This window comes from Acinetobacter sp. NIPH 2699 (genome assembly GCF_022549355.1).
Lineage (GTDB): Bacteria > Pseudomonadota > Gammaproteobacteria > Pseudomonadales > Moraxellaceae > Acinetobacter.
In genome coordinates, this window is sequence record NZ_JAKZGL010000019.1 from 20988 (window position 1) to 41968 (window position 20981).

Consider the following 20981-nt stretch of genomic DNA (forward strand, 5'->3'; position numbering starts at 1 on the left):
CTGTTTTTTTCTAAATAAACTTTGCCAACCATACGCTATGCCCAGTACATTCAGGATCTTCTGCCACCATCTTGATCACTTCAAATCCATATTGTGCTAATAAAGCGCGATATTCATCAGCTGCTAGACTCGCATGATACAACGGCTCGCCAAATAGTTCGCCTATGGCTTCGCCATGCGCTGGCCCACTGGTAAACATTAAGACGGTTCCCTGCTCTGCATGATGCGCAAAAGATGCAAACATTTTTCTCTGATCATCATGCGTAAGATGGAAAAAACTATCCCAAGCCAAAATCCCTTGAAACTTCTGATCTGATTTAAAATTACGAAAATCTTGCTGTATCCATTGCTGCTCAGGGAAGTTTTGTTGTGCCATTTCAATCATCGTATCTGAGGCATCTACCCCCGTAATCTGATGGCCGTGTTCAATCAAATACGCAGCGATGGGTTTTGCAGAACCGCAACCCAAATCCAAAAGATGAGAATGAGCTGGAATCAAAGCAAGAAATTGATCTAACCATGCTTGTTCATATAAATGGTTGCCACGAAGCTCCGCCCATGCACGTCCATGTTTTTTATAAATATCAATAATATTTTTTGCTAAATCTGCTTGCACTGTTGCACTCCTTTTCGATATTACTCAAGCCTGCTTTGAGGTAGATAGTACTCTTGCTTGTGGGCTTTTAATAAAGAAAATCGCATTGCCACATAAAATCAAAATCACACCAATTACCGCATTCATTTGCCAGTGATAATCCTCCCATACAGTCGAAATCACTAGTGCAACCAAAGGAAATAGCAATGTACTATATGCTGCCTTTCCTGCCCCAATCCGTCCGACCAAATAAAAATAAGCCGTAAATCCGATCACAGAGCCAAAGACCGCCAAATAAAGTAAAGCTGTGATTGCACTCAACTCCATACTTGGGAAAAACGTATCCTGCTTCCCCCATGAAATCAATGCCATCAGTATCGCACCATAGAGCATACCGTAAGCATTGGTGGTAAAAATATCTAAACCCTGTTTTTGATGACGGGTACTGATCATATTTCCCAGCGAGAAACCATAGGTCCCTAATACACACAGCGCAATACCAATCAGGGTATTGCGATTTAGGGCAGCTCCGATCACATCATGCCAAAATAGAGCAATGATACCGAGCAAGCCTAATAAAGCTGCGGGATAAAAACGCGTAGAGACTTGTTGAGCAAAGAATAGTTTGGCATTGATCACATTAAAAATCATTGCCATAGAAAAAATAACCGCTTCTAAACCACTGCTAATATATTGCACCGCATAGTAAAAACAGACGAAGTTAAAACCAAAAACGCATAAGCCTTGTAACAAACAAAATAAGTGATCTGTACGGTTTAGTTTTTGCAGTTTTTTACTCAAGATGACAAAAACAAATAAGATCATCGCAGAAATAAAGAAACGCCAAAACACGGCAACATTGGCTGCGATGCCACTTTGTTGTTGCAAACTAATCGCAATCCATGTTGTGCCCCAGATCACCACAACCGATGCATATAACAGCGCATTCATATTTTCTAAACCCAAACCGATTTTCACTATTTTGCTTGGTTTCAAAACAGAATATCTTGCACCATCTTGCGCGCGCTATCATCAACTTGCGGTTTTCTATTTATTCCCTTACATAGATGACAATATCTGTTAAAAATCGCTACACTAGTCACATATCTAAGCCTTTGAGTAGAAGATGAAATATCAGATTCTAGATCAATTACAACACTATAAAGCGCAATTGCTGGACTCAGTAGAACTCGGTTCGGGTATGCAATTGGCGATGTGGCAAAACAATCAAGATCGTGTCAGTGTTTGCAGCAACCATCACACCTTGAGTATGTATATTCAAGGTGGCTATCAGAGTTATCAGAAGACTGCTCAAGGTTGGCACAATGGCGGTGGACCTGACCACATGTGTCTTATGCCACAGGATTTTGAATCAACATGGGATCTTCGCGACCCACTGACTTTTGTGCATCTCTACTATACTGAACAGCACTTAAAACGCGTAGCAGAACAAGTTTGGGATCGAGAACCCAATCAAATTATTTTAAATCCGCAAAGCTTTGTGGCTGACCCACACATTGCGATGATCTATCGACACTTTTTATTAAACGGCGCTTGGCAAAATCGTGAAAACCATTTGCAGATGAGTACAGCTACGACGTTACTGCTGAATCATCTCATCAAAAACTATAGTGACACCCAGTGGCAAGCACCTGAAATTAAAGGCGGTCTCGCCCCTTATACACTAAAACAACTATTAGAATGGATCGATCAGCATCTACATCTCAGCCTAACTCTCTCTGATCTGGCTCAACAAACGCAACTGAGTGAATACCATTTTGCGCATATGTTTAAACAGTCCATGCACATGCCACCACACCAGTATGTGATGCAACGTCGGCTAGAATTGGCACATCAGGCACTGCATACAACAAACCTCAATCTCACCGAAATTTCTACACAATATGGGTTTAGTTCAAGCAGCCATTTTAGCAATCGCTTTAAAAAGCATTTTGGCCACGCTCCATCTCAACTAAGAAAAAACTAGGATCGCCGTGTTTCCTTTTGCTCATTTTCTCCAAATTGCTTTGCCTCTTTAGACCATAGGGCTTGTTGCACATTCATCAATGAAAGTTCAGTAAGCCTTATCCAAATCTCAGCTAAAACTCCCACAATGATAACTTTTTGTCATATAATTTAGCCCGCCAGCTAATCGCCCGCTCAAGAGAATTTTGATATGACAACGATCATCAAACAAGATGACTTGATTACATCAATCAAGGATGCCCTGCAGTTTATTTCTTACTATCACCCACAAGACTTCATCCAAGCGATGAGCCGTGCTTATGATCGTGAAGAAAACCAAGCTGCAAAAGATGCAATTGCCCAGATCCTCATCAACTCACGTATGTGTGCTGAAGGTCATCGTCCGATCTGTCAAGATACAGGGATTGTCAACGTATTCCTTGAAGTTGGCTTAGACGTTAAATTTGATTTAAGCATGAGCTTAGATGATGCAGTCAACGAAGGTGTTCGCCAAGGTTACTTAGAGAACTCAAACGTACTCCGCGCTTCTGTTTTGGCTGATCCAGCTTTTGGTCGTAAAAACACCAAAGACAACACACCTGCCGTGATCCATTACAAACTCGTTCCGGGTAATAAAGTCGATATCACTGTTGCTGCAAAAGGTGGCGGTTCAGAAAATAAATCTAAACTTGCAATGTTGAACCCATCTGATTCAATTGTGGATTGGGTACTTAAAACCGTTCCGACCATGGGTGCTGGTTGGTGCCCACCGGGTATGCTCGGTATCGGTATCGGTGGTACTGCTGAAAAAGCCATGATGCTTGCAAAAGAAGCACTCATGGAAGAAATCAACATGGACGAATTGCTTCGTCGTGGCCCACAAAACAAAATGGAAGAACTCCGTATCGAGATCTTCGAGAAAGTGAATGCACTTGGTATTGGTGCCCAAGGTCTTGGCGGTTTAACCACGGTTCTTGATATTAAAATCAAAGATTATCCATGCCATGCTGCAGGTAAACCAGTCGGTATGATCCCGAACTGTGCTGCAACGCGTCATGCACACTTCCAATTAGATGGTTCAGGTGTTGCACATATCCAAGCACCAAAACTTGAAGATTACCCTGCGGTCACTTGGGATTCTTCAAAATCAACACGTGTGAATCTCGATACCATTACCCAAGAAGAGATGAACGCTTGGAAGCCAGGCGATACTTTACTGTTAAACGGTACGATTTATACGGGTCGTGATGCGGCTCATAAGCGTATGGTTGACATGCTCAATAACGGTGAAGAACTCCCTGTCGACTTAAAAGGTAAATTTATTTACTACGTTGGCCCTGTCGATCCAGTGGGTGATGAAGTTGTTGGTCCTGCTGGTCCAACAACTGCAACTCGTATGGACAAGTTTACTCGTCAAGTGTTAGAAGCCACTGGCTTATTTGGTATGATCGGTAAAGCGGATCGTGGTCCTGCTGCAATTGAAGCGATCAAAGATAATCAAGCCACTTACCTCATGGCTGTAGGTGGTGCAGCTTATCTTGTATCTAAAGCAGTACGTGAAGCTGAAGTGGTTGCATTTGCTGACTTAGGTATGGAAGCGATCTACAAATTTGTGGTTGAAGACATGCCTGTTTCGGTTGCGGTTGATGTGAATGGTACCTCGATCCACGCGACTGCACCAAAAATCTGGCAAGCGAAGATTGGAAAGATTCCAGTGGTTGATGCCGCTGCGTCATAAATAATACGCATATTAAAAAATAGCCGAATCAATGTGATTCGGCTATTTTTTACTTTAAGTTTCTGTTCGATTATCAAAAGAGCAGGACAATAATAGTTTAAATTCAGCTTTGCATGATTACCAAGTCAAAGGATTCCATAACTTAAAGGGTTTCACTAGATGCACTTCTGATTTTGCATCATATTTCTCAGGTTTAAGCTCTTGTGGTTTAGAGCGAATCTTGCCAGATTCATCCTGTGCCACAAAGTTATAGCTCGATGATTTTAACCGTGTAAATGCAATTTCTTGACGGGCGACTTTATCAGATGTAAGCATAAATGGACCCGTAGGCTCACTTCGATTAATCTTATTTTCTTCATCATATTTAATAAAATAAGTTTGCTCAGCATCAACGCTAAAATCGATATATTTCGGTTTTTGGAAATGTAACCCAACCAAAGGACGGCTCACGCTTAATCTGTAAGTCCCTGCTGGTAATTCTAGCCAATAATAATGATTGTGCAACAAACTTGGAATACGATGTCCATTAATAAATAAGTTTGCCGCAGCAATTTCCTGACGATTCCATCGAGTATCTGGACGATAAAGATAGACCACGGCAGCTTGTTGATTTTGTGGTTTGACGGGTGCGTAATATTGACCTAACTTTTGATTAACCCAACCACCTACAGTGAAGCCACCAACATGATATTGATCGAATAAACCTGGTTCTTTTTCAGTATCAACAGGTGGTAGCGTTGCGGTCAGTGCTGTTGGATTCTGTTCAACTGCCTTTTGACTTTGACAGCCAGCCAATACCCCTGCACAACATAATGACAATATTAAATAACGCATGACATCCCTCAAGGCGTTTTCTTGGATTTATTTTTAACTGCGCAACACTATGCGGTTTTTTCAATTTTTAAGATTAACACCTCAATGCCCAATTGCAAATAAAAAAAGCATGAAAAGCGAGGCCTTTCATGCTTTTTTAGATAAACGAAAGATCTTTGGCGTTAAGCCGATTTAGAGTCAATCACTTTCAAATCTTTCTTTTCACTGACTTCAGTCTTCGTCACTTGCGGTAAACGCTCTGCTTTAAACGTCGGTTTAGCTGTACCATTAATCACAGCTTCATCGACAATCACAGTTCCCACATCTGTACGACTTGGTAAATCATACATGGTTTCAAGCAGTACATTTTCTAAAATAGAACGTAGACCACGTGCGCCTGTATTGCGCTCAAGTGCTTTTTTCGCCACAGCACGTAATGCAGATTCATCAAAGACCAAATCCACATCTTCCATCGTGAATAGATGTTGGTATTGGCGTGTTAACGCATTTTTAGGTTCTGTCAGAATCTGCATCAATGCTTCTTCATCAAGTTCCTCTAACGTTGCGATCACAGGCAAACGACCAATAAACTCAGGAATCAACCCAAACTTAACAAGGTCATTTGCTTCCACCTGACGGAATAATTCTGATACTTTCTTGCGATCATCTTTATTCTTCACATCAGCAGTGAAACCAATACCGCCCTTTTCTTGACGTTGTTGGACGATTTTTTCCAAGCCTGAAAATGCACCACCACAAATAAACAGAATATTGGCAGTGTCAATTTGGATAAATTCTTGCTGAGGATGCTTACGACCACCTTGTGGTGGAATAGAAGCAACAGTCCCTTCAATCATTTTCAGTAATGCTTGTTGTACGCCTTCACCCGATACGTCACGAGTAATCGAAGGATTCTCAGATTTACGCGTAATCTTATCGATTTCATCAATATAGATAATGCCTTTTTGTGCTTTCTCTACATCATAATCCGCTTTTTGCAGCAACTTCTGCACAATGTTTTCTACATCTTCACCGACATAGCCTGCTTCGGTAAGTGTCGTCGCATCTGCCATCGCAAAAGGAACATCAAGTAAACGAGCAAGTGTCTGCGCAAGTAAAGTTTTACCTGAACCTGTTGGTCCGATCAGCAAAATATTACTTTTCGCAATTTCAACCTCTTGATCCGTATGGCCAGACTGCCCTACTTTCAAGCGTTTATAATGGTTATACACCGCTACAGATAAGGTTTTCTTTGCAATATCTTGTCCAATAACATACTGATCTAAGGCAGCACGTATTTCATGTGGTTTAGGCAAGGCTTTGCTTGCCCAATCACCCGCTTCGACCTGTTGACTGGTTTGTACCAAATCCAAGCAGACATCCACACACTCATTACAAATATATGCGTCCTCACCTGCAATCAGTTTCCCGACTTCAGACTGCGTTTTACCGCAAAATGAACAATGTTTTTGTCCTTGAGGATGTTCGGACATATTTACTCCAATTCTTGAATCTTTAGAAAATTACGGACGCTTACTTAATACTTGGTCAACTAAACCATATTCTTTAGCGGCATTTGCAGTCATGAAATTATCACGGTCTGTATCACGAGCAACAGTTTCATAGTCTTGACCACTATGCTCGGCCATTAAACGATTCAAGCGTTCTTTGATAAAGAGTATTTCACGTGCATGGATTTCAATATCAGATGCTTGACCACGGAAACCACCCAAAGGCTGGTGAATCATCACTCGCGCATTTTCAAGACAATAACGCTTTCCTTTAGCGCCTGCATTTAATAGGAATGCACCCATCGATGCAGCTTGCCCCATACAATAAGTCACCACATCAGGTTTGATAAACTGCATGGTGTCATAAATCGCCATACCCGCAGTGACAGAACCACCTGGTGAGTTGATATATAAATGAATATCTTTTTCTGGATTTTCAGCTTCTAGAAACAACATTTGTGCAACGATTAAGTTGGCCATGTTGTCTTCGACTTCACCCGTCAAGAAAATGACACGCTCGCGTAACAGGCGTGAAAAAATATCAAATGAACGCTCACCGCGAGATGACTGCTCAACGACTACAGGAACTAAAGCATTATCAATTGTTGGAACATACATACGTTTACTTATTCCTAAATTATTGTGGCACGATCTATGCCAACAATATGAGGGATAATCGATGAAATTGCAAAAGGTTCAATCTGAAATATTCGATTATTTAGACTAAAATCTGGCAATTTTTTGACAAATTAACACTTTCATAACATAGACAAAGACAGATAAAAAAAGGCGCTTACGCGCCTTTCTTCTCAACTCTTGAAAGATTAGCCACGACGAGCTTGTTGCTCTTTCAATAAGTCTTCATAGCTTACAGCAACTTCATTTACTTTAGCAGCAGCTAAAATATGGTCAACCACTTGGTCTTCTAAAACCACAGCTTCGATTTGAGCACGTTGCTGTTTATCCGTTTTAAAGTATTCAACAACTTCTGTTGGATCTTCATAAGAAGAAGCCATGTCATCGATATAAGCTTCTACACGCGCTTGATCAACTTCAAGTTTCGCATCAGCCATGACTTTGCTAACTAATACACCAAGTTTAACTGATTTTTCAGCTTGTTCTTTGAACAATTCATCAGGAAGCATGCTGCTATCAAATGATTGCGCACCTTGAGCACCAAACTGTTGCGTAAACTGTTGGATCATTTGTTGACGTTGACGGTCAATTTCTTGAGCAACCATTGAAGCTGGTACTTCAATCTCATTTGCAGCAACAAGTGCATCAAATGCAGCTTGTTTAATTTGGTTACGAAGACCGTTACGAACTTCACGATCCATATTCTTGCGAACGTCAGCTTTTAACTTGTCTAAGCCTTCTTCTTCAGTCACACCAAAAATCTTTAAGAATTCAGCATCAATTTCTGGAAGCTTTGGTTTTTCAACTTGCTTCACTGTGATTTTGAATTGAGCAGCTTTACCAGCCAAGTTTTCAGCTTGATAATCTTCAGGGAAAGTCACATCAATCACTTTCTCTTCGCCCGCTTTCATGCCAACAATACCATCTTCAAAACCTGGGATCATACGACCTGAACCAAGTACCAGTTTAAAGTCTTCAGCAGTACCGCCTTCAAACTTCTCACCATCCACAGTACCTTCAAAGTCGAAAGTCACTTGCATGTCTTTCTTCGCCATACCTTTAGTTACAGCCCAAGTTTGACGTTGTTTTTGCAAGTTTTCGATCATGGTATCAACGTCTTTATCGTTGATTTCAGATGATTTACGTTCAACTTCCAAGTCAGCAAAAGCTTTCACTTCAACTTCTGGATAAACCTCAACAGTCGCTTCAAAAACTAAAGCATCATCTTTGTTTTCAACTTTATCAATGTTCGGCATACCGACAGCATTGATTTTTTCTTGTTGAATTGCTTCAAATACAGTGTCACGAATGATGTCATTCACAACTTCTTGATAAATACCCGCACCATATTCACGGCGTACTACATTTAAAGGCACTTTACCTGGACGGAAGCCGTTGATCTTCACAGTTTTGGCAGTGCGCTGTAAGCGAGCTTCAAACTGCTCGTTAACACGGCTCGTCGGTACAGAAACATTTAAACGACGGGCAACGCCCGAAACCGCTTCAGTCGTTACTTGCATGGCTTCCTCGATATATAGTTAGTAATAACAATTTTTTAAAGTGCCACATTATATGACAACTTTTCAGATATACAAAATTAGATGATGAAAAAGTCACTTACTTTATTTTTTTCTCTTAATTAATACTGATTTAACACATTTCTTAAATGAAACTTAAAATAGTGTTTCTTTTTGTTGTAAATGATAAAGCATATCATTATTATTTCAATGCTCTTTTATTGCTTACTTGTCTCTCACTTTTTGAGAATATCTTTATGTCTAAGTTCAAACTTCATCCACTTTCAGTCGCATTAGTTGCTCTATCTGCTCACTCAGCTTATGCCATAGAGGCAGAAACAGCGCCGCATCAACTTTCAACGATTGTAGTAACTGCCGCAGGATATGAACAAAAAGTTACTGATGCGCCAGCATCAGTTACTGTCATTACGGAGGATGATTTCAAAACCAAGCGTATTACCTCAATTGCTGATGCTTTAGCTGATGTTGAGGGTGTAGATATTAGCCCTACAGCAGGGAAAACTGGCGGTTTAAATATTCGTATTCGTGGTATGGATGCAGAATATACGCTAGTACTTGTGGATGGTCGCCGTCAAAACTCGACTGGGGATATTGCCCCAAATGGTTTTGGTGAAAGCAATAATAGTTTTATCCCCCCTATCTCAGCAATTGAACGAATTGAAGTTATACGTGGTCCAGCTTCTACCCTTTACGGTTCAGATGCTATTGGAGGAGTTGTCAATATCATCACTAAAAAAGTAACAGATGAATGGACTGGCTCAGTTACGTTAGAAGGAACTATACTCCCGAATTCTTCCGATTTTGGCAACCAACGTGCTGTTGATGCTTTTGTGACAGGTCCACTTATTAAGGATTTACTAGGTATCCAACTTCGTGGTCGTAAAGCCGAGCGTAGCCAATCTTTTGTTACTCGACCTGATGATACTGGCAGTGATGTTGAATTAAGTATGGGCAATAACCCAACTAAATCAGAAATTGAAACTATGGGCGTGCGACTCACTCTCACGCCAACAAAACAGCACGATATTTCTACTGAGTTTGAGCGTACAGAGCAATGGTATGATAATAGTAAAGGGCAGCTTGGTACTTTAGGTGCAAATGGTGGCTATGGCGAGGCCCAAAAATATAATCGCGACAAAGTAATCTTGGCCCATACATGGCGTTCAGATTACGGTACATTAGATTCTAGCCTGAGCCACACCAAAACCGAGACCGTGGGTCGCTTAATTCCTGCACGCGCCCAAAATATGTCAAATACAATCACACCACGTTTGCTGGAAAGTGAAGATACAATTTTTGACACCAAATTTACTACTCAAGTGATTGCTGCACACAATATCACTCTCGGCGGTCAATATTGGGATGCGAGTATTAAAGATGGTTTACGGGTCAATCAGGACGTTTCATTCAAACAATTTGGTTTATTTGTAGAGGACACTTGGTCATTAACTGATGCACTCGCACTCACCGTCGGCGTTCGCTATGACGATCATGATACCTTTGGCAGCTTCTGGACACCACGTGCTTATGCCGTCTGGACGGCAAATGATAACTGGACAGTTAAGGGTGGTTATAGTGAAGGCTATAAAGCACCTCGTTTAGAACGTTTGACTAATGGAATCTATAACGTTGGTGGACAAGGTCGTACACCTTTATTTGGTAACCCAAATTTAAAACCTGAAACCAGTAATAACTTTGAAATCGGTACTTACTTCAACAATAATAATAACTTCGACTTTAACGTGACCGCATTTTATAGTCAGGTGAAAGATAAAATTGTCAGCGGCAATAGTGAGCTAAGATGTTCAACAGCAACCAATAAAGAAGAATGTGAAGACTTTATGATCAGTGTGGGTACACCATGGATTATGAGTGATAACCGTGGGACACCTGATTCATGGAACGTCACTCGCCCAACCAATGCCGAAAAAGCCGAAATCTACGGGATTGAAACTGGTTTAAACTGGGAATTTGCTGCTGATTGGAAATTAGGCCTTAATTACACTTGGACAGAGACCGAAATTGATGATGCGACATTGGGTAATCCTCCATTAAACGACACACCAGAACACATCGTGAATGCGATCGTAAAATGGCAAGCCAGTGATAATGCACAATTATGGGCAAGAGCCGAATATCGTAGTGATCGTGCACGCTACCTCAAAACCTATGACAATCTCACTACGGCTGAGAAGCAGGTTTATGACGAGTTAGGTGACTATAAGGCTTATACCCTGTTCCATATGGGTTCTAACTTTAATATCACCAATAACTGGGATGTTGGCGTAGCATTGTATAACGTCTTTGATAAAAACTTTACCGATTATGTGAAACTCGAGAACAGTTACTATAATCGTTACAGTAACACTCAAGAAGGTCGTCGTGTACAGCTAAGTACAACGTTCAAATTCTAAATTTCCAGCTCAGCTTCTTAAGGCTATCCACATGGATGGCCTTTTTTACACAAAAATGCTTTGCTGCTTAAATTTCAGCCTAGCCCTACAAATTACCAATAAAGTGCTATTACAGCCAATTTAACCAAAAATTAAAAATAACTTGATGATTTTATATTTATTCTAACTTCACTTTAATTTATTGAATTTCATACATTTATTTATCCACTTATAGAAAATAAATGTATCGACATTATCAATCCAAGAATAAATAGTTATGCATTTCAACATATTAAATAAAATTAATCCCTAAACCAGAAAACCATGACAAATAAAGCTATTGATAGTAATAATAATTATCATTAGACTTCGCACACATTGTTACATATTTTAACAATTAATTCACTTTTACCGCATTATTCGTAAAAGTTTCACAACGTTGTTAGTTCTGTCATTCACCACTTCAATTTCGGAGTTTCTCTCAATGGCAAAGATCAAAAGTCGTAAACATATTGGTACTACACAGCTCGTTGCACTCGCTGCAAGTTTACCATTAGCTGCACATGCTGCACCTAAAGAAGAAAATGTTGCTCAACTTCCAACAATTGAAGTGAAAGCAGAAAATACCTACAAAGCCAATACTGTAAGCTCTCCAAAATATACACAACCGTTAGTTGATACACCACAAACCGTACAAGTCATCAAAAAAGAACTTCTACAAGAACAAGGTGCAGCCTCTTTAATGGAAGCACTGCGTAACACGCCGGGGATTACCCTTCAAATGGGTGAGAATGGGAATACCAGTGCTGGTGATACTTTCCAAATGCGTGGTTTCTCTACCCAAACATCAACATATGTAGATGGAATTCGTGACCTTGGTGCTGTAAGCCGTGATGTATTTAACCTAGAACAAATCGAAGTTGTGAAAGGTCCATCAGGTGCTGAAGCCGGTCGTGGTTCTGCTTCTGGTTATATCAACTTAGTTACTAAGTTACCAAAAGCTGAAAATAGTCGTGAGGTTTCTGCACGTTATAACACTGCTGAAAATGCACGTTTAACTGCCGATATCAATCAGGCCATCAATGAAAGTGTCGCTATTCGTTTAAATGCAATGGGTCAAGATGGTGGAGTTGAAGGTCGTGATGTCATTGAAAACAACGGTTGGGCTGTAGCCCCCTCAATTGCTTTTGGCTTGGATTCGGACACACGTTTTTACTTATACTCACAACACATTCGCCAACGTAACACTCCAGACGGTGGTATTCCAACCGTTGGTATGAAAGGCTTTTTTAATGCGGATGCTAAATTAAATAGTGCTAAAAAAGTTGACCGCTCTAATTACTACGGCAGCGTCAATGATTATGAAGATATTGATGCTGATATGATCACCGCAAAAATCGAAAGTGATTTTGGTGAAAAAATTAAATTTACCAACACCACCCGTTATGGCAAATCTCAAATGAATCGAGCTTTAACAGGGATTAATGGATTAAGCCGAAATATACCAAACACAACACCAGTACAACAATCAGACAACCCTCATGACTGGACGGTTGCCCGCTCGCATCAAGGTGTAGATCAAGAAAATAAAATCTTAGCTAATATTTCAGCATTAAACTTTAACTTTAAAACAGGTGCAGTCGAACATGACCTCGTTGCTGGTTTAGAGTTTCTGCAAGAGCAGCAAATTTCTCGTACGTTATCAACTCAAGCACCGGGGCAAATTCCAGCACCGTCAACAAAACCTGCAAACCTATACAATCCAAATCATTATGACGTAATGCCTAAATTGGTTTACACAGGCGCTTATAGTGATGGCGAAACTCAAACAGCCGCGGCATATTTGTTTAATACAATAAAATTATTAGACAATCGTTTGCAATTTAATGGTGGCGTACGTGTAGATTATTATCATACCGATTATGAAGCACTAACCGTTGCAACCAATTCGACAAGTGGTATTGTGACCAAAACACCAACTGATTTAAAAGCACATGACACATTAGTCAGTTGGAAACTGGGTAGCTTATTTAAACCAACGGAAAATAGCAGTGTTTATGCGTCTTATGCAAAATCACTAACCCCTCCAGGCAGTGCAAACTTTGGTCTGTCAGCCGCAGAAAATAATGCCAATAACTCTTTTGCTAAACCACAGGAAACCAATCACTATGAAGTGGGTGGAAAGTGGGATGTGTTACAGAGTAAGTTAGCTTTGAACGCAGCAGTATACCGCACTGAAAATGAAAACCAGTTTACCACTGACCCGATTACCAAAGAATCTATTCAAGAAGGTAAAACACGTGTTGAGGGTGTAGAGCTTGGAGTAGTCGGTCAAATCACAGATGCTTGGAATATTTCTGCGGGCGTTGCTCATATGAAAACCAAGCAAAAAAATCAGCAAGGCTTTAATGCTGATGGCGATAAAACGATCACTGATTCAGTTCGTTGGTCACCAGATTGGACTGCATCTTTATGGACAACATATGATATTGCGGGCTTTAAGGTCGGTTTAGGCGCACGTTATGTAGATGAACAAAAACGTGTGATTACAGATAGTAAGGCTCCAGCAAATATGCCATCTGTTCCATCTTATGTTGTATTCGATGCAATGGCAGGTTATAGCATTAATAAAAATGCATCAGTTAACCTCAATGTTTATAACCTTGCTGATAAAGAATACATCAGTGCATTAAACAATGGTGGTAGCCGCTTTGTTTTAGGTCAACCACGTTCGGCAGCGTTAACGTTCAACTATAAGTTCTAAATTGTTTATTGAGTCTTTTAAGGTTTAATAAATAAGCACAGCCTGTCAGAAAAGATATAATTTTCGGGCAGGCTGTTTCGTATTGAAAGGTTTTAAAAATGATGTTGCATATTCCTGAACTATTAAACAAGCAACAAGTCACTGAACTTCGTCAGCAACTCAAACAACAAGAACTTTGGGTCAATGGTACTCAGAGTGCGGGCGTACAAGCACAACTGATGAAAAACAACTTACAAATCGATATTCATAGTGATGTATACCGATCTATCAGTCAGAGTGTGCTAACGGCATTACAACAAAATTTACTGCTCCGCTCAGCGGCTCTTCCCCAACACATTTTATCTCCAATGTTTAATTGCTACCAAAATCATGGCAATTATGGCAACCATGTGGATAGTGCAATTCAATATTCTTCAAGAATAGGACAAACGATTCGCACCGATGTCTCAATTACCCTCTTTTTATCTGAACCTGATGAATATGAAGGTGGTGAACTGATTATTGAAGATACCTATGGCAGCCATGAAGTCAAACTGGATGCAGGTGATGCAATTTTATATCCCTCAACCAGCTTGCACCGAGTAGAGCCTGTAACTCAGGGTAGTCGCATTGCCGCATTTACATGGATTCAAAGTATGGTCAAAGATGACTGGCAACGAACCATGCTGTTTAATTTAGACATGACGATTTTAAAACTCAGACAACAACTTGGGGATTCAGATGAAGTTGTTGCATTGACAAGCCATTATCATAACTTATTGAGACAATGGGGAACGCTATAATGCCTCAATTGCATCCCCTCCCGCCTTTAACGGCGATTCCAGCAAAGCTACAAACCATTGCTGATTATGAAGCTGAAGCCCAACTGCATCTCCCCGAATCAACTTGGCACTATTTACAAGGTGGAGCCATGCACGAACTCAGTGTGCGCCGCAATATGCTCCAGTTTCAGGATATCCAATTGACTCCACGTCATTTAAATGATTTAACTGCTGGACATACACAGCTAAATTTATTTGGGCAACATTATCCTCACCCTCTGTTTTTAGCGCCGATCGGGCACCAAGCGCTGTTTCATTCTCAAGCGGAATACGCCTCTGCCCTTGCCGCAGAAGTTATGCAAAGCAACTTTATTTTAAGTACTTTAACCAATACACACCTGACCAATCTCAACAAAGAAAATCCCTATAAATGGTTTCAATTGTATTGGCAAGGGAATCGAGAAAAATCGTTAGCCTTAGTCAAACTTGCACAACAACATCACTATAAAGCCATCGTAATCACCATTGATGCTCCACATGTCGGTATTCGAGATCGCGAACGTAAAGCTTTTTTCCAACTGCCAGCGGATATGCAACATCCACATGCCCCAGCTCATTTTGAAATCAGTCATTTAAATGAGGGAGAGCATCCAGTTTTTCATGGGTTGATGGCAATGGCACCGAAATGGGAGGATATTGCATGGTTAATCAAGCATACAGATTTGCCAGTGATTCTGAAGGGCGTACTCCACCCTGTCGATGCCAAAAAATCTTTAGAATATGGTGTTTCGGGTCTCATTGTGTCTAACCATGGTGGACGAGTATTAGATACAACGATCTCACCATTAATTGCTCTGCAAAAAATCAGAGCTGTTGTCCCCGCAGACTACCCTGTGTTATTGGATGGCGGAATTCGTCGTGGTTCGGATGTCTTTAAAGCAATTGCGCTGGGAGCATCTGCGGTTTTGATTGGCCGACCTTATATTTATGGTTTGGCAACCGCTGGCGCTTTAGGTGTTGCACATGTCTTGAAAATCTTAAAGGAAGAATTCGAAATCACTATGGCACTCATGGGAACGGCTACCTTAAATGACATCAACCAAGACTTTATTTATCAAGATTAGATAAAATATCGGAAAATATTTTCATTATTCCTACACTCAGTGCAAAAATAGGAAATTATTTCTTGTTCGTTGCAATTAAAATGTTTATAGACCTTTGCAGTGCTTGTATTTTCACCTAGACTGATTCCTATTACGTGATTAATATAGCTGCAAAACCAAATAACTGATTTGAATGGTAGATCATGAAAACAAATCACAGCGTTACCCATCCGTCATATACCAAACATTCCGCTGCTCTGCTGATGCTGCGCCTCGCGCGCGTATAAATTTTTTGCCTAGTCTTTTAGGCACTCGAAACATAAATCCTCTTTAAATTTATTCTGATAGACACCATATATATTTATAGTACGTTGCATTTACGCTGAACATGCAACCCCTGCTATGACAAGGAGTTAGCATAATGTTGGCAGATCCAAGCAAAAAATACCGCCGTATGTACCAACGTGTCGATTTACCAGATCGTCAATGGCCGAATAATGAAATCAACCAAGCCCCGATTTGGATGAGTACCGACCTTCGTGACGGTAACCAAGCAATTTTTGAACCGATGAACATGGAACAAAAGTTCAAAATGTTCAATATGTTGGTGAAAATTGGCTTCAAACATATTGAAATTGGTTTTCCATCTGCATCACAAATCGACTTCGATTTTGCGCGTAAGTTGATTGAAGAAAATTTGATTCCAGATGATGTCTATATCGAAGTTTTGGTTCAAGCACGTGATCATTTGATTGCACGTACTTTTGAAGCTTTAGTTGGTGCAAAACGCGCAATTGTGCATATCTACAACTCAAATTCACCGACCTTCCGTCAAAAAGTGTTGAATGTTGATGCAAATGGCGCAAAACAGCTTGCGACAAACGCAGCCAATAAAGTCAAAGAATATGCAGCACAATATCCTGCAACTGAATGGATTTTCCAATACAGTCCAGAGTGTTTCTCAGCAACTGAATTAGATGTAGCGAAAGACGTCTGTGATGCAGTCACCGAAATTTGGGAAGCATCGCCGAGCAATAAAGTCATTTTGAATTTGCCTGCAACCGTTGAAGTTTCGACACCAAATGTCTATGCCGATCAAATCGAATGGATGCACCGTAACTTAGCTCGTCGTGATGGTGTGATTATATCAGTCCACTGCCACAATGACCGTGGTTGTGGTATTGCCGCGTCAGAATTAGCCATTATGGCAGGTGCTGACCGTGTTGAAGGCTGTGTATTTGGTAACGGCGAACGTACAGGCAATGTCGACGTAGCAGCGATGGCATTGAATATGTATAGCCAAGGTGTTGCGCCACACTTAGATTTCTCCAATATCAATGAAATCATTGCCACTGTTGAAGAATGTACGGGCTTACCTGTGCATCCACGTCATCCATACGCAGGTGATTTGGTCTTCACTGCATTCTCTGGTTCACACCAAGATGCCATCAAAAAAGGCTTCGAATTCCAAAAAGATCAAGAAATGTGGGATATGCCTTACTTACCGATTGATCCAAAAGATTTAGGTCGTGACTACGATGCAGTGATTCGTGTCAATAGCCAATCGGGTAAAGGCGGTATTGCATACTTGTTAGAGTCGAATTACAACGTGGCTTTACCGCGTCGTGTACAAATCGAATTTAGCCAGATCGTACAACAATACACCGATGAAAATGAGACTGAAATCAGTGCACATCAGATTTGGGAATTATTCCAAGATACTTATGTGGATGTGAAAAATAGTCATTATCAAACCAAGCATTATCAATTGTCTGATATCAATGGTACACAAATCATTGAGTTAGATATTGAAATTGAAGGTGAAATACAACGTCTACGTGGTGAAGGGAATGGTCCAATCTCTGCCATGTTAGATGCCTTACAATTGCCAATCGACGTGGTGAACTATGAAGAACGCAGTATCAGTTCTGGTGCAAATGCCAAAGCACTTGCATTGATCGAAATCCAAGTCAAAGGTACAGGTAAAAGTGCGTTTGGTGCTGGTGTACATGACAACATCGTCACCTCATCAATCGAAGCCATTATTGCATGTACCAATCGCTTGATTGAACAAGGCGTGTTGACCACTGAACAAGTGGTTGCCGCTGCAATCTAAAGTGTTGATGATTCAACCTATTTAAATATCGAAAAAATGACTTTTGAAAGGGTACCTGAATTGGTATCCTTTTATTATTGATTAAGAAACTTTATACAAGGCGAATCATTCTAGTGTCTTTTCCATCGGATTCAGTGGGTTTAGTCACACCACAAAAATTTTCATTTGAAGCCCCATTAGAGCTTGAGTGCGGACGGATTCTGCCTCGTTTCGACCTAATGGTTGAAACCTATGGAACACTCAATGCAGACCACTCCAATGCCATTCTCATTTGTCATGCATTATCAGGACATCATCATGCCGCTGGATTTCATCATGAAGATGATAAAAAAGCGGGTTGGTGGGATGGTTGTATTGGACCCGGAAAAGCAATTGATACCAATCACTTTTTTGTGGTGTCTCTCAACAATATCGGTGGGTGTAACGGCTCGACTGGCCCAACATCACCCAACCCTGAAAATGAAAACCGTCCGTATGGTCCTGACTTCCCCCTCGTCACAGTTCGAGATTGGGTCAAAACCCAAGCCATGCTGTCTGATCGTCTTGGGGTCGATGTTTGGTACTCGGTGATCGGTGGCTCTCTTGGTGGAATGCAAGCATTACAATGGTCTTTGGACTATCCAGATCGCTTAAAAAAATGTGCCATCATTGCCAGCGCACCTAAATTATCAGCACAAAATATTGCCTTTAATGAGGTCGCGCGCCAGTCGATTCTTTCTGATCCAGACTTCCATCATGGACGTTATCTGGAAAATGATAGCTATCCCAAACGTGGCTTAATTTTGGCGCGGATGGTCGGTCATATCACCTATTTATCTGAAGAAGCCATGAAACAAAAATTTGGGCGAGATTTAAAATCGGGCAAGTTTATGTATGGTTTTGATGTTGAATTCCAAGTCGAAAGTTATTTGCGTTATCAAGGCGAACAATTTAGTCGCAATTTTGATGCAAATACTTACTTGATTATGACCAAGGCATTGGATTATTTTGATCCCTCTCGTGAGTATGAGCATTCATTAACGAACGCCATGCGTCAGCCGAAATGCCAATTTTTAGTGATTTCATTTACCACGGATTGGCGTTTTAGTCCAAGTCGCTCTCAAGAGTTAGTCGATGCATTGATTGATAATCATCAACCTGTCAGCTATTTAGAGATTGAAGCTGAACAAGGTCATGACTCATTCTTGTTCCCGATTCCACTGTATGTGAAAACATTACGTGCATTTTTAGGGGGTGAACAGCAGTTACAATCCACCCAGTTGGAGGCAATCTAATGCGTATAGACCAACAACTTGCCGAAAAATGGATTACCCCGAATACCAGCGTACTCGATTTGGGCTGTGGGGACGGTGAATTATTGGCTCATATGAGCAAACAACACAATATTCGTGCTTATGGCTTAGAAATTGATCAAGAAAAGATTGCAATTGCCATCAGTCGGGGGTTAAATATTATTCAACAGGACTTAAATTTAGGTTTAAGCCGTTTTGCGGACCAGTCTTTTGACTCTGTGGTCATGGCACAAGCTTTGCAAGCTGTAGATGCACCTGATGTATTACTTCGTGATATGGTGCGTGTCGGCAAACAGGCGATCATTACTTTTCCAAACTTTGCGTATTGGAAGACACGTTCTTTTCTTGCGTTGAAAGGGAAAATGCCTGTTTCGGAAGCCTTGCCTTATATGTGGTATAACACCCCGAATATTCATTTATGTACTTTCCGAGACTTTGAAGCCTTATGTGCTGAGAATCGGATTAAAATTATTAATCGACTTGCCGTTAATGGTGACCAACAAGGTAGTGTGCTCAGCAAGCATATGCCGAACCTATTTGGTGAAGTCGCAATTTATCGAGTGAGCGCACTATGAAAAAGACATTTATCAGCACCTTTTTGTTTGGTCTGATCAGTATACAAGCGCACGCTGACTATGTTGCTCAACCACAATCAGTTGCAACACAAGCAGCGCGATACTCAGTGATGAGTATCGGTGAATTACAAAGCGCAGCCAAAGCAGGTCAAGCAGGAGCACAGTTTTATCTGGCGACACGTTACCAATATGGTAAAGATGTTGCAAAAGATGAGAAACAAGCATTCGCCCTGTTTAAAGCAGCAGCCGATAAGGGCATCTCAGCAGCTCAGCTCAATGTGGGTCGTATGTATGCCGATGGCATGGGTACGAAGAAAGATGAAGTTTTAGCACGTAAGTATTTTGAAAAAGCGGCAAGTAATGGTGATAACCGTGCTAGCTTTAATCTTGCTATGATGGAAGAACAAAAGAAAAACTATATGGGCGCTTATCAATGGTATGAGCTTTCAACACGTGATGGCATGCTTGATACCAAAGTGATTAGCCTTTCTGAGGGTAAAAAAACAGCTTTGGCTGCAAACTTGACTCAAGAACAGATTCGTACTGCCCGTGATCGTGCAGATAAATGGATTCAAGGGCTTTAATTTTAAAATAAATCCAACCGACTTGTTATAAAGTCGGTTTTTTAATGCTTTAGAACAGCATAGAAATCTATCATTTTTCCAAACACCAGACGTAAAAAAAGCACTAGAAAGTGCTTTTTTTGAATGCTGGGTTACTTATTACAAAGCAACGATATTCACAGCATTTGGACCTTTTTGGCCTTGAGCGATACTGAATGAAACTTGTTGACCTTCAAACAAAGTTTTGAAACCTGAGTTTGAAATTTCGCTGAAATGAGCGAATACGTCTGGACCTGATTCTTGTTGAATAAAACCAAAACCTTTAGTTTCGTTAAACCACTTCACTGTACCAGTAACTGTTGTAGTAGACATAATATATCCTATTGAATTTTAACATTTTAGCCACATTGTATGGCTAACGATAACTTTGAAAAATAATGAAGAATTGAGCTTGATATCTGTAAAAAACGAAGGATTATGACTAAAACTGCGATACTTAGAGAAGATTAACCAAAACAATAATTTTTCTAGTTAGTCAAATCATACATGAAATAAATAAATATTCAAGTTTTTTATATCTTATATTATTGAATTAAATAAAAGATAAAAAATCAAATG

17 protein-coding genes are annotated in these 20981 nt (G+C 40.5%); 10 read left to right on the forward strand and 7 right to left on the reverse strand.

Going from position 1 to position 20981, the window contains the following annotated elements:
• Positions 1–10 precede the first annotated feature (10 nt).
• Together MMP72_RS14595 and MMP72_RS14600 are read right to left on the reverse strand one after the other, a co-directional pair.
• Positions 11–616 carry a class I SAM-dependent methyltransferase gene (locus tag MMP72_RS14595; RefSeq protein WP_241406002.1) on the reverse strand — a complete coding sequence of 202 codons (606 nt, stop codon included), beginning with the start codon at positions 614–616 and terminating at the stop codon, positions 11–13.
• 24 nt (positions 617–640) lie between these two features.
• Positions 641–1546: a DMT family transporter gene (locus tag MMP72_RS14600; protein ID WP_241406004.1), complete on the reverse strand. Its 906-nt coding sequence runs from the start codon at positions 1544–1546 to the stop codon at positions 641–643.
• A 175-nt stretch (positions 1547–1721) separates the two neighbouring features.
• Here MMP72_RS14600 and MMP72_RS14605 point away from each other — a divergent pair, with 175 nt between their 5' ends.
• Entirely contained in the window at positions 1722–2582 is an 861-nt protein-coding gene (locus tag MMP72_RS14605; protein WP_241406005.1) for an AraC family transcriptional regulator, read from the forward strand.
• Positions 2583–2771: 189 nt separating this feature from the next.
• Positions 2772–4298 carry a fumarate hydratase gene (locus MMP72_RS14610; RefSeq protein WP_241406006.1) on the forward strand — a complete coding sequence of 509 codons (1527 nt, stop codon included), beginning with the start codon at positions 2772–2774 and terminating at the stop codon, positions 4296–4298.
• A gap of 117 nt (positions 4299–4415) precedes the next feature.
• Here the strand turns inward: MMP72_RS14610 and MMP72_RS14615 are convergent, their stop codons facing one another.
• The 4 genes from MMP72_RS14615 to tig all read right to left on the reverse strand — a co-directional run bounded on the left by MMP72_RS14615 (position 4416) and on the right by tig (position 8778).
• Complete coding sequence (locus tag MMP72_RS14615; RefSeq protein WP_241406007.1) at positions 4416–5132, reverse strand: DUF2846 domain-containing protein; 717 nt, start codon at positions 5130–5132, stop codon at positions 4416–4418.
• Positions 5133–5293: 161 nt separating this feature from the next.
• Positions 5294–6604 carry an ATP-dependent protease ATP-binding subunit ClpX gene (gene clpX, locus MMP72_RS14620; RefSeq protein WP_241406008.1) on the reverse strand — a complete coding sequence of 437 codons (1311 nt, stop codon included), beginning with the start codon at positions 6602–6604 and terminating at the stop codon, positions 5294–5296.
• Between the two features lie 30 nt (positions 6605–6634).
• A complete protein-coding gene (gene clpP, locus MMP72_RS14625) occupies positions 6635–7240 on the reverse strand; it encodes an ATP-dependent Clp endopeptidase proteolytic subunit ClpP (RefSeq protein WP_004672895.1) in 606 nt (201 codons plus the stop codon).
• Positions 7241–7446: 206 nt separating this feature from the next.
• The gene (gene tig, locus MMP72_RS14630) at positions 7447–8778 is read right to left on the reverse strand and encodes a trigger factor (RefSeq protein WP_241406009.1); all 1332 of its coding nucleotides are present in this window, start codon (positions 8776–8778) and stop codon (positions 7447–7449) included.
• A gap of 254 nt (positions 8779–9032) precedes the next feature.
• Between tig and MMP72_RS14635 the strand changes: the two genes are divergently transcribed.
• The 8 genes from MMP72_RS14635 to MMP72_RS14670 all read left to right on the forward strand — a co-directional run bounded on the left by MMP72_RS14635 (position 9033) and on the right by MMP72_RS14670 (position 20384).
• On the forward strand, positions 9033–11210 hold the full coding sequence (locus MMP72_RS14635) for a TonB-dependent receptor (protein WP_241406010.1): 2178 nt from the start codon (positions 9033–9035) through the stop codon (positions 11208–11210).
• A gap of 463 nt (positions 11211–11673) precedes the next feature.
• Entirely contained in the window at positions 11674–13953 is a 2280-nt protein-coding gene (locus MMP72_RS14640; RefSeq protein ID WP_241406014.1) for a catecholate siderophore receptor Fiu, read from the forward strand.
• A gap of 98 nt (positions 13954–14051) precedes the next feature.
• The gene (locus tag MMP72_RS14645; RefSeq protein WP_241406015.1) at positions 14052–14735 is read left to right on the forward strand and encodes a Fe2+-dependent dioxygenase; all 684 of its coding nucleotides are present in this window, start codon (positions 14052–14054) and stop codon (positions 14733–14735) included.
• On the forward strand, positions 14735–15838 hold the full coding sequence (locus tag MMP72_RS14650) for an alpha-hydroxy acid oxidase (RefSeq protein WP_241406016.1): 1104 nt from the start codon (positions 14735–14737) through the stop codon (positions 15836–15838). The genes MMP72_RS14645 and MMP72_RS14650 overlap by 1 nt, the downstream gene beginning before the upstream one ends.
• Positions 15839–16235: 397 nt before the next feature.
• A complete protein-coding gene (leuA, locus tag MMP72_RS14655) occupies positions 16236–17933 on the forward strand; it encodes a 2-isopropylmalate synthase (protein WP_241406035.1) in 1698 nt (565 codons plus the stop codon).
• Between the two features lie 113 nt (positions 17934–18046).
• Positions 18047–19207 (forward strand): homoserine O-acetyltransferase, encoded by a 1161-nt coding sequence (locus MMP72_RS14660; protein WP_241406017.1) that lies wholly within the window; start codon positions 18047–18049, stop codon positions 19205–19207.
• A complete protein-coding gene (metW, locus tag MMP72_RS14665) occupies positions 19207–19800 on the forward strand; it encodes a methionine biosynthesis protein MetW (RefSeq protein ID WP_004672910.1) in 594 nt (197 codons plus the stop codon). Before MMP72_RS14660 ends, metW begins: the two co-directional genes overlap by 1 nt.
• On the forward strand, positions 19797–20384 hold the full coding sequence (locus MMP72_RS14670) for a sel1 repeat family protein (protein ID WP_241406018.1): 588 nt from the start codon (positions 19797–19799) through the stop codon (positions 20382–20384). The genes metW and MMP72_RS14670 overlap by 4 nt, the downstream gene beginning before the upstream one ends.
• 138 nt (positions 20385–20522) lie before the next feature.
• On the opposite strand, the gene MMP72_RS14675 is transcribed toward MMP72_RS14670, so the two are convergent.
• A complete protein-coding gene (locus MMP72_RS14675; protein WP_241406019.1) occupies positions 20523–20735 on the reverse strand; it encodes a cold-shock protein in 213 nt (70 codons plus the stop codon).
• Positions 20736–20981 lie beyond the last annotated feature (246 nt).